13 protein-coding genes are annotated in these 12,566 nt (G+C 65.3%); 2 read left to right on the top strand and 11 right to left on the bottom strand.

The features are described 5' to 3' along the window. Positions 1 to 49: 49 nt before the first annotated feature. Together ACQP2D_RS05205 and ACQP2D_RS05200 are read left to right on the top strand one after the other, a co-directional pair. Entirely contained in the window at positions 50 to 1,336 is a 1,287-nt protein-coding gene (locus ACQP2D_RS05205) for a TetR/AcrR family transcriptional regulator (protein ID WP_433682575.1), read from the top strand. A gap of 186 nt (positions 1,337 to 1,522) precedes the next feature. After that, complete coding sequence (locus ACQP2D_RS05200) at positions 1,523 to 2,773, top strand: TetR/AcrR family transcriptional regulator (protein WP_433682574.1); 1,251 nt, start codon at positions 1,523 to 1,525, stop codon at positions 2,771 to 2,773. 1 nt (position 2,774) lies between these two features. Here ACQP2D_RS05200 and ACQP2D_RS05195 read toward each other — a convergent pair whose 3' ends face one another. The 11 genes from ACQP2D_RS05195 to ACQP2D_RS05145 are packed head-to-tail and all read right to left on the bottom strand — an operon-like array spanning position 2,775 to position 12,373. Continuing rightward, a complete protein-coding gene (locus ACQP2D_RS05195; protein ID WP_433682573.1) occupies positions 2,775 to 3,467 on the bottom strand; it encodes a hypothetical protein in 693 nt (230 codons plus the stop codon). Between the two features lie 12 nt (positions 3,468 to 3,479). Continuing rightward, positions 3,480 to 4,658, bottom strand: coding sequence for an MCE family protein (locus ACQP2D_RS05190; protein WP_433682572.1), 1,179 nt, complete (start codon positions 4,656 to 4,658; stop codon positions 3,480 to 3,482). After that, positions 4,655 to 5,734: an MCE family protein gene (locus ACQP2D_RS05185; protein ID WP_433682571.1), complete on the bottom strand. Its 1,080-nt coding sequence runs from the start codon at positions 5,732 to 5,734 to the stop codon at positions 4,655 to 4,657. Before ACQP2D_RS05185 ends, ACQP2D_RS05190 begins: the two co-directional genes overlap by 4 nt. Next, the gene (locus tag ACQP2D_RS05180; protein ID WP_433682570.1) at positions 5,731 to 6,831 is read right to left on the bottom strand and encodes an MCE family protein; all 1,101 of its coding nucleotides are present in this window, start codon (positions 6,829 to 6,831) and stop codon (positions 5,731 to 5,733) included. The genes ACQP2D_RS05185 and ACQP2D_RS05180 overlap by 4 nt, the downstream gene beginning before the upstream one ends. Continuing rightward, entirely contained in the window at positions 6,831 to 7,844 is a 1,014-nt protein-coding gene (locus tag ACQP2D_RS05175) for an MCE family protein (protein WP_433682569.1), read from the bottom strand. The genes ACQP2D_RS05180 and ACQP2D_RS05175 overlap by 1 nt, the downstream gene beginning before the upstream one ends. Next, positions 7,841 to 8,863: an MCE family protein gene (locus ACQP2D_RS05170; RefSeq protein WP_433682568.1), complete on the bottom strand. Its 1,023-nt coding sequence runs from the start codon at positions 8,861 to 8,863 to the stop codon at positions 7,841 to 7,843. Before ACQP2D_RS05170 ends, ACQP2D_RS05175 begins: the two co-directional genes overlap by 4 nt. A gap of 3 nt (positions 8,864 to 8,866) precedes the next feature. Beyond that, positions 8,867 to 10,234 carry an MCE family protein gene (locus ACQP2D_RS05165; protein WP_433682567.1) on the bottom strand — a complete coding sequence of 456 codons (1,368 nt, stop codon included), beginning with the start codon at positions 10,232 to 10,234 and terminating at the stop codon, positions 8,867 to 8,869. Positions 10,235 to 10,238: 4 nt separating this feature from the next. Next, positions 10,239 to 11,102: an ABC transporter permease gene (locus ACQP2D_RS05160; RefSeq protein ID WP_433682566.1), complete on the bottom strand. Its 864-nt coding sequence runs from the start codon at positions 11,100 to 11,102 to the stop codon at positions 10,239 to 10,241. A 1-nt stretch (position 11,103) separates the two neighbouring features. Then, positions 11,104 to 11,964, bottom strand: coding sequence for an MlaE family ABC transporter permease (locus tag ACQP2D_RS05155; protein WP_433682565.1), 861 nt, complete (start codon positions 11,962 to 11,964; stop codon positions 11,104 to 11,106). Further along, positions 11,961 to 12,146 (bottom strand): hypothetical protein, encoded by a 186-nt coding sequence (locus ACQP2D_RS05150; RefSeq protein ID WP_433682564.1) that lies wholly within the window; start codon positions 12,144 to 12,146, stop codon positions 11,961 to 11,963. The genes ACQP2D_RS05155 and ACQP2D_RS05150 overlap by 4 nt, the downstream gene beginning before the upstream one ends. 2 nt (positions 12,147 to 12,148) lie before the next feature. Continuing rightward, positions 12,149 to 12,373, bottom strand: coding sequence for a hypothetical protein (locus tag ACQP2D_RS05145; protein ID WP_433601235.1), 225 nt, complete (start codon positions 12,371 to 12,373; stop codon positions 12,149 to 12,151). Positions 12,374 to 12,566: the final 193 nt, after the last annotated feature.

Genomic DNA, 12,566 nt, shown 5'->3' with positions numbered 1-12,566 from the left:
ACCGACCTGGACAGCTCGGTGAACTGAGGTGGTCGTTACGATGTCGGGCATGGGTGTCGACAACCGCCGTACGGCGCGCAAGGTCAGCGGCGACTCGGCACCGCGAGAGATTCGACGCAGGCCGAAGAATCGGCGGGCCCAGATCGCGGCGGCCTCAGCGGCTGCCTTCGGCGCGCTGGGCTACCACGGCGTGAGCATGGACGATATCGCCTCCGGGCTCGGCATCAGCTCGGCCGCGCTGTACCGGCACTACCCGAGCAAATACGCACTGTTCCGGGAGGAATTGCTGCGGGTGGGGCGGGCCATGACGGAATCGGTCGAGCTGCCGGAGGAGGCGGCGGGCCGGGGGATGGCAGCCGACGGAGTCGGCGGGGTGGATAAACCCTGGTCGCCGGAGCGGCGGCTGCGCCATGTGCTCGACGCGCTCATCGGCGTCACCATCGAGAACCGGCCGACCGTCACCCTGGTGCGCTGGGAGGGCCGCTATCTCGAGCCGGAGGATCTCGCGGTCCTCATCGAACAGCAGCTCACCGTCGTCGGCGCGATCGGCACGCAACTGGCCGCGCTACGACCGGAACTCGGGGCGGACGACCTTCGGGTAGTGCGCGCCGCACTGCTGAGCGCGATCACCAGCATCGCCGATCACCATGCCACCCTGCCCGCGAAATCCCTTGCCCGACTGTTGAGTTCGGCCTGCTGGGCGCTCGTGCCCGCCGAACTCCCCGCGGTCGAAGCGGATGCCGAACTGCCGGTGGCCGCGGAGATTCCGGATTCGTTCAAGCACGAACTGTTGCTGCGCAAGGCCGTCGAACTCTTCCACGATCGCGGCTATCCGAATGTCAGCGTCGAGGAGATCGCCACTGCCGCAGGGCTTTCCGCGGCATCGGCGGTGTACCGGTTCTACCGCGGCAAGAGCGATCTGCTCGCCGCCGCCTTCCGCAGGGCCGCCGACCGGGTCTCCGGCGCGATCGGCCCAGCGGTGGCGGCCGCCCCCGACTCCGAGGCGGCGCTGACCACGCTGATCGAGCAGTACGTCGAGGGCTCGTTCACCGAACGGGCGCTGACCTTCGTGTATTACACAGAGTTCCAGCACGTTCCGCCCGAGGAGCGCACGGTGCTGCGAAATATCCAGCGACTCAGCGTCGAAGAGTGGGCGCGGCTGCTGCGCGAGGTCCGACCGGAGCTCTCGCCCGCCGAGGCCCGATTCCTCATCCACGCGGCATTCGCCTTGGTGGTCGATCTCGGACGGACCTTCAATGCCGAACCGATCGCCTCGCCGGCCCGGGTTCGGTTGCTCATGCAGCTCGTCCTATTCGGCCGTCCGGCCCGCTCGTAGTCCGAGTCACGCTTCGGCATCGGGTCGGCCCGACAGCAATTATGTTAGCGACTATTCTGGTCGTGTTGCTGACAAGATAGCGATGTGGAAGCATCATTCTTGGATTTTTTGTGATCTTCAGTTCAATCGCATTTCAGCACTGGGAAGACCCGCATAGCAAGCGTCCGGTTGGGCTAACATCGCGGAATGGATGCCGAGGACCGTCGCGCAACGGAGGACGCGAGCGCAGATCGCACCGCTCGGTCGCGTGCGGTACGCCGTCGACCGCGCGACCGCAGGGCACAGATCGCCGCCGCCTCCGCGGAGGCCTTCGGATCCTTCGGCTACCACGGTGTGAGCATGGAGGACATTGCCTCGCGCCTCGATATCAGCTCCACCGCGCTCTACCGGCACTACCCGAGCAAATACGCGCTGTTCCGCGAGGAGGCGCTGCGGCTGGCCGCGCTGAGCACCGAGGCCGTCCGCCTGCCCGAACGGCTGCGCGACCGGCCCGCCGCCGAACGCCTCGACCACATCCTCGATGCCCTGATCGCGGCCTCCATCGCCAATCGCCGCAGCGCCGCGCTGCTGCGCTGGCAGAACCGCTACCTCGAGGACGCCGACCGCCAGATCCTCATCGATCACCTGATGGCCACCGACGCGGCGGCGCGCGACCTGCTGGCCGAGATCCGACCCGAGCTACCCGCTCGGGATCGGGGGGTGCTCTCGGCCGCCGCGATGAGCGTGATCGGCAGCATTTCCGATCACCATGTCGCGGTTCCGGCGCGCGCGCTGACGGCCCTGCTGCGCTCGGCCTGTGACGCGGTCATCGCATGCGAGCTGCCTGCTCCCGGCGATGCCGCCGAACCCCTTGGGGCCAAGGAGGTTCCGCTCACCTTCAAACATGAGCTGTTATTGGTGCGCGCCATCGAGCTGTTCCATGAGCACGGGTATCCCAATGTGAGCGTGGAGGATATCGCCAATGCGGCGGGCCTACCCGCGTCCTCGGCGGTGTACCGCTTCTACCGCAGCAAGGGCGATCTCCTCGCGGCGGCGTTTCGCCGTGCGGCGGAACGGGTTTCGGCGGCGATCGGGCCGGCCATCGCGGCATCGGAGCGTCCGGAGCAGGCGCTGGGGACCCTCATCGAGTTGTACGTGCAGGGCTCGTTCGCCGAGCGCGAGCTGACCTTTGTGTACTACGCGGAGATCAGCAATGTGCCGCCGGAGGATCGCACCGTGCTGCGCAATATCCAGCGGCTCAATGTCGAGGAGTGGGCCAAACTGCTCATCGGGGTCCGGCCGGAGCTGTCCCCGGCCGAGGCGCGGGTGCTCGTCCACGCGGCGCTGGCCCTGGTGGTCGACCTCGGCCAGTGGCTCGGACCCGATAATCCGCTGTGCTCGCGGCAGCGGGTCGCGCACCTGATGCAGGTCATCCTCTTCGGTCGGCCCGCGCACTAGGTTATGACCGCGGTGGCGCGGCGAGCGGTGAGTTGACCTTGTTGACCAGCCAGCGTCCGTCCACCTTCTCCAGCCGCATCACCATGGACAACTGACCCGGCGCCGGTTTGCCTTGGGTGCCCATGCTGGTGATGGTCTGGCCGATGACCACGATCGCCTCGGCGGATTCGGTATCGCCGGATTTGATCGCGCACTGGACGTCATTGACCTTCGAGACCACCTCGCCCTGGGTGAGCACATCGCGCAATTCCTTACTGGTGCTGTCGAATTGCTTCTTCCAGTCACCGGTGGCGCCGTCGAGCACCCCCGCGAAGTACTTGTCCAGGTTCTTGGCGTCGTAGTCGGCGAGCACCGGCGCGTACCGGCAGGCGGCGCGGCGGGCATCCTCGTGCGCGGTGACGATGGCCTTGTTGTCCTCGTTCTGGAGGTAGAACAACACCGACGACGCGGCCACTGCGGCGAACAGCACCGCGGCGGCGCAGCGGTACGCGATCCTGCCTCGTCTGCCGGGGGCGCGCAGCAGCGTAAGGCGCCTGGCGACAGGAGATTTCACGTCTTCCGGAGCAGAAGTCGACTCCGCGCCATTGTCGGAGGCGGCGTCCCCGTCCTTGCCGAGCGAGACGGCTGCCTCCGGCTCGGACACATCGGCATTGTCGATCTCGATGTCGGCTGTGTTGCTTGTTCGCTCGCTCATGATTTCTCGTTCCTATCTGCCGGGCGCGGGTCGGGAGAGTTCATTGCCGGTGACGCCGGGTGGCGGGCCGGAGCCGTTGTCCGGCACATTCGGTCGCGGCGCATTCGCCGAACCGCGGACCTGGAGTGCGGGATCGGTGGTGACGCAGTAGTTGTAGAGCCGCACCCTGGTATCGACGACCTTGTCGGTCGGCACCACGGGCACCGTCTGGTAGTCGCAGGTCGGCCGCGGCCATGGATCGACCAGGGTGTTGAAGGCGTTGTCGTGCGCCGGAATGCCGATGGCCTCCGAACCCGCGCGCAATGCGGGGAACAGCGCCTCGATGGCCGGTTGGCGCAGCTTGGCCGCCTTGGTGATGGCGACGAAGTTGGTGATCAGATCGGTCATCGGATCCTGGGTGTCGTGCACGATGCCGCCGAGGGTGGCCAGTTGGCCGGGCCCCTGCTCGAGGAACCGGCGCACTTCCTGGTCGGCGGCGGTCAACTGCTGGAACAGTGCGCTGGACCCGGTGGTCAGCGTGGTCAGATCGGGCTGTGCGTGCGTGGTGGTTTCGGCGATCACCTGCAGGTTCTCGATCAGGCGCTGGGTCTGTGGCAGCAGATCGGACAGTCCGGACATGGCCCGGCTGATCCCGGCGACCATATTGCGCAGCCGATCCGGACCACCGGCCAGCGCCCTATCGAGTTCATCGATGATCACATTGAGTCGGGTCGGATTCATCCCGCCGATCAGCCCGCTCATATTCGCCAGCACCGACTGCACCGTGACCGGCGTGCTGGTCACCGCGCGCTCGACGATCGAGCCGTCGGACAGATACGGCCCGCTATCGGAGTCGGGGCGAAAGTCCAGGTACTGCTCCCCCGCGGCCGAGAGCCTGCCCACGGCCACGGTGCCGCCCACCGGAATCCTTGCGCTGTCATCGATTTCGGCGATGGCGGCGACACCGTCACCGGATATCCGGACCTCGCGCACCTTGCCGACCCGACTGCCGCGGAAGGTGACGTCATTGTTCGCCGCAACACCGCCCGAACTCTTCAGCTCCACCCGGACGGTGTAGGTGCTCGGCAGCGGATTGATCCGCAGCACGGCCGCACCGAGATAGGACATGCCGAGGATGAGCACGACGACCAATCCGATATTGGCCACCGCGATCCGATGCCGAACCAGCCAGTGCCACAGCGGAATATTCATCGCCCACCGCCCTGCAACCGTCCGATGACCTTCTGGATGACCTCCGCGAGACTGCCGATGAACGCTGGTACATCCCCGATTTCCGGCCAGCGGCTGCCCTTCGGATCGGTCAGCGCACCGATATCGAGATAGGAGACCGTCGCGGCGACCGCGAGCACCGGCCCCTCATAGCTGGCCATCACATTCGGATAGAGGGCGTGCAGGCCGTCCAGTGTGCCCGCGAGATTGTCGCCCATCCGGGTGAATCCGGACATCAGCCGCTGGATGCTGTCGAACAGGCTCAGGAACTCCGGACCGGTGGTGTCGGTGAAATCGCCGAGCGCGGACATGGTCACCGACACCTTGGCGACCAGATCGGCAATGCTCCTGTTGTTTTCGGCGACCAGCCCGATCAGCGGCGGGAAGGTGTCGGCGGCCGCACCCAATTCCGCCTTGCGCCTGGCCAATTCGCCGGTCAGCACATTCAGCCCGGACAGCACGCTGTCGACATCGGCGGTGCGCGCGTTGAGCGCCGCGAGCACCTCGGTCATCTCGGTGATCAGATGCGACAACTGCGGCGCGCGCCCGGCGAACATCGAATTCATCTCGGTGGTTATCCGCGCGACCTGATTGAGCCCACCGCCATTGAGCAGCATGGAGATCGACATCATCAGCTGTTCGACCGAGGCGCCGGTGCTGGTGTGGTCGGCCGCGATGGTGTCGCCGGGCCGCAGCATATCGGCGCTGGCCTGCTCGGCGGGCAGGGTCATGGCGACGAACATGTCACCGAGCGGGGTGGCCTGGCGCAGTTCGGCGGTGGTGCCGCGAGGCAGCTGGATATCGCGTCGGATCCGCATCTCCACATCGGCGAGGAAGTTGGTGGTGCTGATCTTGGAGACCATCCCGATTTCCGTACCGCCGATCTTCACGTGGGCGTTCGCGGGCAGGTTGAGCGCGTCCTCGAAGACGGCGTGCAGCTCATAGCCCGGTCCGCCGATGCCCGGCTTGGGCAGCGGCACATTGTCGACCGTCACGGCGCATCCCGCCGCGGCGACGACCACCGCCGCGGCAAGGAACGTTGAACGCGCCGCCCTCATTTGGTGATCCCGAGCAGTGCGGCGGTCAGCCCGAAATCGGGGCCGAAGTCCTGGATCTTGCCGGTGCGGCAGCCGTCGAGTCGCAGCTGGATGCGCTCACAGAACAGCGAGAGCGCCTCACCGTCGAGCACCGCCTTGTCGAGCAGACCGTGCAGGCGCAAGGCCCGGTCCTCCCGGCTCACGGCATTGCTGAAGTTCTCGAAGAAAAGCGGTGTGACATCGGCGATTTCGGTGAGTCCGCGAGCGTTGGCGCGCATCTGCGCGGTCAGTGTGGTGAACCTGGTGAGCGCGCCGAGCAGCTGTTCGCGGTTGCGGCCGACCACGGTCGAGGTATTGGTGACGAAGTCGTTGAGCTGGGTGATCACCGCCTGCAGTCCGGGCGCCTGCTGTCCCATCAGCTGCACCAGCTCGGTGAGTCGGCCGCTGAAATCCCGGACCGTCTGGTCGTTCTGGGCGATGATCTCGGTGATCTCATTGAGTTCGACGATGGTGTTGGAGATCTGGTCGCCATTGGCGAGGGTGACCTGGAAGGCCGTGGACAGATCGTCGAGCGTCTGACGCAGCTTGTCCCCGTTACCGTTCAACAGGGGAAACAGCACCCGGCTCGCCATCGGCCCGGTTTCGCTATCGCCCTTCAGCGCATCGCCGAGCTGATCGAAGGTGTCCAGAATGCGGTCGAGTTCGACCGGGGTGCGGGTGCGGGCGAGCGGGATGTGCTGACCGTCGGTCAGCACCGGACCATTGCCCTCGTAGGCGGGGGCGAGTTCCACATGCCGATTGGTGATCAGCTGTGGTGAAACCAGTGCGGCCATCGCATCGGCCGGAATCCGCACGCCCTTGTCGATGGACATGGTGACCTCGACATAGCTGCCCTTGGGCGTCACGGTATCGACCCGTCCCACCGGCACGCCGAGCACCGCCACATCATTGCCCGCGTACAGGCCAGCGACGTTCTCGAAATCGGCGCTGATGCGCAGATGTTCGCCGAGATATTGCTTCGGCAGTGCGGTGAGGCTGTCGGGCAGCAGCGAACAGCCGGTCGCCACGCTCACCGCCAAGCCGAGTACCGCGGATTTCAGAAAAGTACCAGTCCTCATCAGTTGCACCCCTGTACGGCTTGGGCAAAACACAGCCAGTTGTCCGGGAACACCCATGGCGCCCACACATCGCCGTAGGGGCCGTTGCCGAGCGCATTGTTGAACTGGCGCAATGCGACCGGCATGATTTCGTAGAGCGAATCGAGGTTGTCGCGGTTCTTTTCCAGGCCCTCGGACATGATGTTCAGGTTCTGGATGAGCGGACCGAGCTGATCCTGGTTCTCCAGTCCCATCTCCTGCAGTAGCCGCGACAGGCTCGCCACATTGTCGAGCAGTTGTTTCAGCAGACTCTGGCGCAGTGCGACGGCATTGCCGATGGCCTCGCCGCGGGTGAGCAGCAGGAGCACGCTATTGCGATTGTCGGAGGCCAGCTGGGCCACCTGGTCCATGCTCTTCAGCAGGGTGTCCACCTCGTCGCGGCGATCGTTGATCACCTTGGCCAGCGCACCGATGCTGTTGAGTGCCTCGACGGTGAGCTGCGGGGAATCGCCCATCTGCTGGCTCAACACATCCAGGGACTGGCGCAACTCGGCCGGATCCAGGCGTTCGATGCGCTCGAAGGACGACTTGTACACCGGATCCTGGATGACCTTGCCCAGGTTGTACGGCACCGATGTCTGCTTCAGCGGAATTCGGCTGTCCGGCAGTCCTTTTCCATTACCCGGCAGCAGTTCGACATGCAGTTTGCCGAGAATGGTGGTCATCTTGATGGCGGCCGAGGCATCCGGACCGAGCCGAAGATCCTTGCGCACCTGCAGATCCACGATCACCTTCGCACCGTCGAGTCGCACGGCGCTCACCGATCCGACCTCGATGCCCGACACATCCACCGATGCCCCCGACCGCAGACCCGCCGCCTGGGCGAATTCGGCGTGAATCGTCTTGTCGCCGAGATGCGCCTGCGACAGCGCACTGGATCCGACCAGCAGCACGACCACCGAACCCGCCGCGAGAAATCCGAGCCACAGCAGGCGATTGCGCACCGGACGCACCCGGCCAACTAAGGCGATCATCGGCAGACCTCCGAGTGAGAATTGCCGCCGACCTGCGAGAACAGCCCGGGCGGCAGCAGCACGCCCCAGAGCGACACATCCAGCGAGCAGATATAGGCATTGGCGTAGGCGCCGTAGCTGGTGAACCGAGCCAGCGCATTGAGAATGGTCGGCAGCTCGACCGCGGCCTGATCCAGTGATGCGCCATTGAGGATCAACAGGGCGACGCCGCTGGTCGCATCATTCTGTGCCCGAGCCAGATTCGGCTTCACCTGGCCGATCAGGGTGACCAGCGAGTCGGTGGATCTGGCCACGGTGTCGACCGAGGATTTCAGCGACTCCCCCTGCGCGTACAGCGATTCCACCAGGGCGCGCGCCTGTGTGATCAGGGTTTCCAACTCGCCGCTGCGATTGGCCAGGCCCGCTATCACGCTGCTGAGATTGCCGATGACATCGCCGAGGATCTTGTCGCGCTGACCGAAGGTGCCGGCGAGTTCGGCGGCCTGGGTGATCAGCGCGCTGAGCGAGACGTTATTGCCCTGCAGGGCCTGGATCAGGGTTTCCGACAGCGAGTTGACCTGATCCGGTTGCAGCACACTGAACAGCGGCTCGAAGCCCGACAGCAGCGCCGACACATCGAAGGAAGGTTCGGTGCGCTCGACGGGAATCGCCGATCCGGCGGCCATGACCGCGCCGTCCCCGTTGCCGGGAACCAGGGCGATATAGCGTTGTCCGATCAGATTCTGATAGCGCACGAGAGCTTTCGTGGTTGTGGTCAGCCGCTGGTTGCGCTGGATACGGAAGTCGACGCGCGCCCTGTAGTCCCCGTCGAAATCGATGCCGTCGACCCGCCCGACCCGAACACCGGCCATGCGAATGTCATCGCCGACGCGCAGGCCGAGTACATCGGTGAAGGTCGCGGAGTAGGAATCGGTATCGCCGGTCACCGAGCGCTGCAGCGTCGACCAGATCGTGTAGGTCAACAACACCGCTACGACGGCGAACAGGCTGAATCCGATCAGTGCCCTGCCTGATTTCATGCGCTAACCCCCCGCGTTCGATGCGGTGTCGTATACGGTCACCGAGCCACCGGCCAGCACCGGAGCCAGCAGCAGGTACTGCGCGGCAGTCGGGCGACCACCGACGATCGCGGCGGCGGCATCGAGTCCGCGCAACCCAGTCGAATTCGGTGGGGCGGGTCGATCTGTCGCCGCCGCGGGCGCGGTCAGGCCCGGAATGCTGGGCAGGCCGGGAATTCCCGGTATCGCGACGGCGGGCGGCGGTCCAGCGGCGGCCAACCGCTTGGGCATCAGTTGCGGTGGAAACTCCTGTGGCACAGGGACGTCTGGAATGCTAGTGCCGCCACAGCGCGGCCCCGCCATGGTGCCGTAGTGCGGGCAATCCTTGGCGGTGTACTGCTGGAACGGCGTGAAGCTGACGTCCATCTTCCACACCATCTGGCGACTCGGCCCGAAACCGAAGGTTGTACGCACCCGCTGCAGTGCGGCATTGAAGTTGGCGGCCGTGTCCGGAATGGCCTGCGGATCCCGGGCCAGACCGCCGAACAGGCCGTCCAGTCCGGCGACCAGATCTTTGCCGGAGTCCGGATTCCGCGCGAACAGCGCATTGACCGAGTCGACCGTGCCGCTGGCATTGGTCAGCAGTGCGACGAGATTGTCGCGCCGCTCGGTCAAGGTGCGCGCCGTGGTCACCGAATCGGACAGCACGCCGACCAACTCCGGTGCCGAAACGCTGAGCGCCGTCACCGCCCGGCCCAGATTGCCGAGCAGATCGCCGATGCCGGGAATCGCGTGCACCTGGGTGAGCCAGGTATCGAGGCGTTCGACGGTGGACCCCGGCACCCGCGCCCCCGGCTCGAGCGCGTCGGCCAGAGTGGCGAGCACCCGGCCCAATTTCTCCGGCTGAATGTGGTCGAGCACATCACGCAGCACGCTGAGCGTGGTCTGCAATTGCACGGTGCCCGCGCCGGTGTCCTCGGGAATTCGGGCGCCCGCGCGCAGCGTGTCGGTGGTGTGGCCGTTGTCGACCAGTTCGATGGCGGTCACGCCGAAGATATTGTTCGGAATCACCCGTGCGGTGACATCGGCCGGAACCAATTCCGCCACACCGGGTTTCAGATCCAGGTCGGCGTCCTGACGTTGCCCCTTCGCGACGACCTCGACGGCCGCCACCGAACCGACCACCATGCCGCGGAATTTCACATCGGCATGGGTGGGCAGCCCGTCCCCGGTACTCGTGAGCACGGCGACCACGGAAACCTTGTCTTCGAAGTAGCCGGTATAGCGCAGCCCCAGCAGATACAGCAGCAGCGCCGTCGCGGTGGTCACGGCGATTCCGGCGAGGGTGAGTTGACGGGCGGTGGGTCCGCGCCCACTTGGATCGAGCAGCATGCGCCTACCCCGATATCCGGAACCCGGGGTCGATACCCCAGATCGCGAGGGTCAGAAACAGATTCACGAACACCATGACGACGATGACCATCTTGATCGCCCGCCCGGCCGCGTGGCCGACCCCTTCCGGGCCACCGGTGGCGATGAAGCCGTAGTAGCACTGGATGAAGGTCGAAATCAGCACGAACACCACGACTTTGATGACCGAGAAGAAGACATCGATGCCATTGAGGAATTGGAAAAAGTAGTGGTCGTAGGTCCCGGCGGAGGTGCCGCCGAGGAACAGAACGGCCAGCTTCGTCATCAGATACGCCACCGCCAGGCCCACGCTGTAGAGCGGGACAATGGTCAGGATCGCGGCGATCATCCGGGTGGTGACCAGGTACGGAAGCGGCCGGATGGCAATGGATTCCAGTGCGTCGATCTCCTCGGAGATCCGCATCGCACCCAACTGCGCGGTGAATCGGCATCCGGCTTGGATGGCGAAGGCCAGCGTGGCCAGGATCGGCCCGATCTCCCTGGTGGTCGCGAAACCCGAGATCGCGCCGGTCAGCGGATTCATCGTCAGCAGGTTCAGCGCGGTGTAGGACTCCATGCCGACGGTGATTCCGCCGAATCCGCACAGGATGATGACGACGCCGACCGTGCCGCCACCGACGATGAGCGAACCATTGCCCCACCCGACATCGGCGGTCAGCCGCAGCACTTCCTTGCGATAGTGCCGGAGCACGAAGGGAATTGCCGAGACGGCCTGAAAGAACGTGATCGCCTGATGGCCGAGTCGCTGATTGGCCCGGATCGGCACGCGGGCCACCTCGCCCACCGCGCGGATCGGTTTCAGAGCCGGTGGGGTGTACCGGGTGCCCATCTCAGATCACCTTCGCCGGGAACAGCGTGTTGTAGATCTGGGTGATGATGATGTTGGTGGCGAACAGCATCAGCGCCGAGTTGACCACTGCGGCGTTGACCGAATTGGCGACACCGCCCGGTCCACCCTTGGTGTGTAATCCGATGTCGCAGGCGATGATCGCGGTGAGCGCACCGAAGATGGCCGCCTTGACCAGCGCGATCACCAGATCGTTCGCCACCGCGAAGGAGGCGAAGGTGCTGATGAACGAACCCGCCGTACCGCCCTGGGCGTAGACATTGAACATGTAGCCGGTGGCGAACCCGACGAAGACCACGAATCCGCACAGCAGGATGCTGACCAGGATCGCCGCCAGCAGCCGCGGCGCGACCAGCCTGCGCACCGGATCGACGCCCATCACCATCATGGCGTCGATCTCCTCGCGAATGGTGCGGGAGCCGAGGTCGGCGCAGATGGCCGAGCCGACCGCACCCGCGATCATCAGCGAGGTGACCAGCGGTGCGCCCTGGCGAATGATGCCGAGACCGCTGACCGCGCCGATGAACGTCGTCGCACCGACCTGATTCACCAGCGCGCCGACCTGGATCGAGACGACGACGGCGACCGGAATCGCGACGAAGACGGTCGGCGCGGCCGAAACGCTCGCCATGAACGCGCACTGTTTGATGAACTCCTGAAAGGGAAAGCGGCGCACCAGCATCGCGCGCACCATCTCGACGAAGGCATCGCGCAGCAACCGGACCTGACGGCCCAGCGTCTCCAGCGACCGCTGGGGATGGCGCCGCCACAGCCCCTTCAGATCCTCGACCGCCCGCTCCAGATCGGTTGGCTCGGTGGGCGGTTCGGCGAGTTCGGTACTCATGCCGACTCGCTCAGTTGATGCTGTAGCAGGACGAGGACATAGCCGACCACGGCGATACCGGCGGCGGCGGTGCTCAGCACGGCGAGCCAGAGCCCGAACCGCAGCACCGGATTGACTTTCATACGCCCCCCGAGGATCTTGACGCCGATCACCAAGATGTCGATGAGCCAAACCAAGATCATCATCAGGTCATACACACATTCGAGAAGGTGAGTACCGGCCAGCACACGATCGAGCCGAGGAACGAGATGACCACGTCGATGCCGTGCATGCGGTGCAGGTGGCTGGTGTGGGTCAGCGTCCAGATGAGCCCGACGAGCCCGTACGGGATGGCGAGGATGATGAGGGTGCCGAGGAATTCGGAGACCTTCATCTCGTAGCTGAATATTCGATCCAGCTTCTTGAGCATGCGCCTGCGTCCTTTCCTACGCCGCCCGAGCGGGACGGCCGGACCCGCGCCGGATCGAGGTATCGCTACGGCGCGAGTGCGGCCGATCACTGTCCGATCGGTCGGGGTATGGCTGCGTATGTTACGCACAATTCTGTCGATAGCGGAAGAACTCGAGGACACTTAGTTTCGCGATTATCGATAGACAACCCAG

The organism is Nocardia sp. CA-119907 (assembly GCF_050955995.1).
GTDB lineage: Bacteria > Actinomycetota > Actinomycetes > Mycobacteriales > Mycobacteriaceae > Nocardia.
Note: the sequence above shows the minus strand (reverse complement) of the source record. Positions and strands in the feature narration are given on the sequence as shown.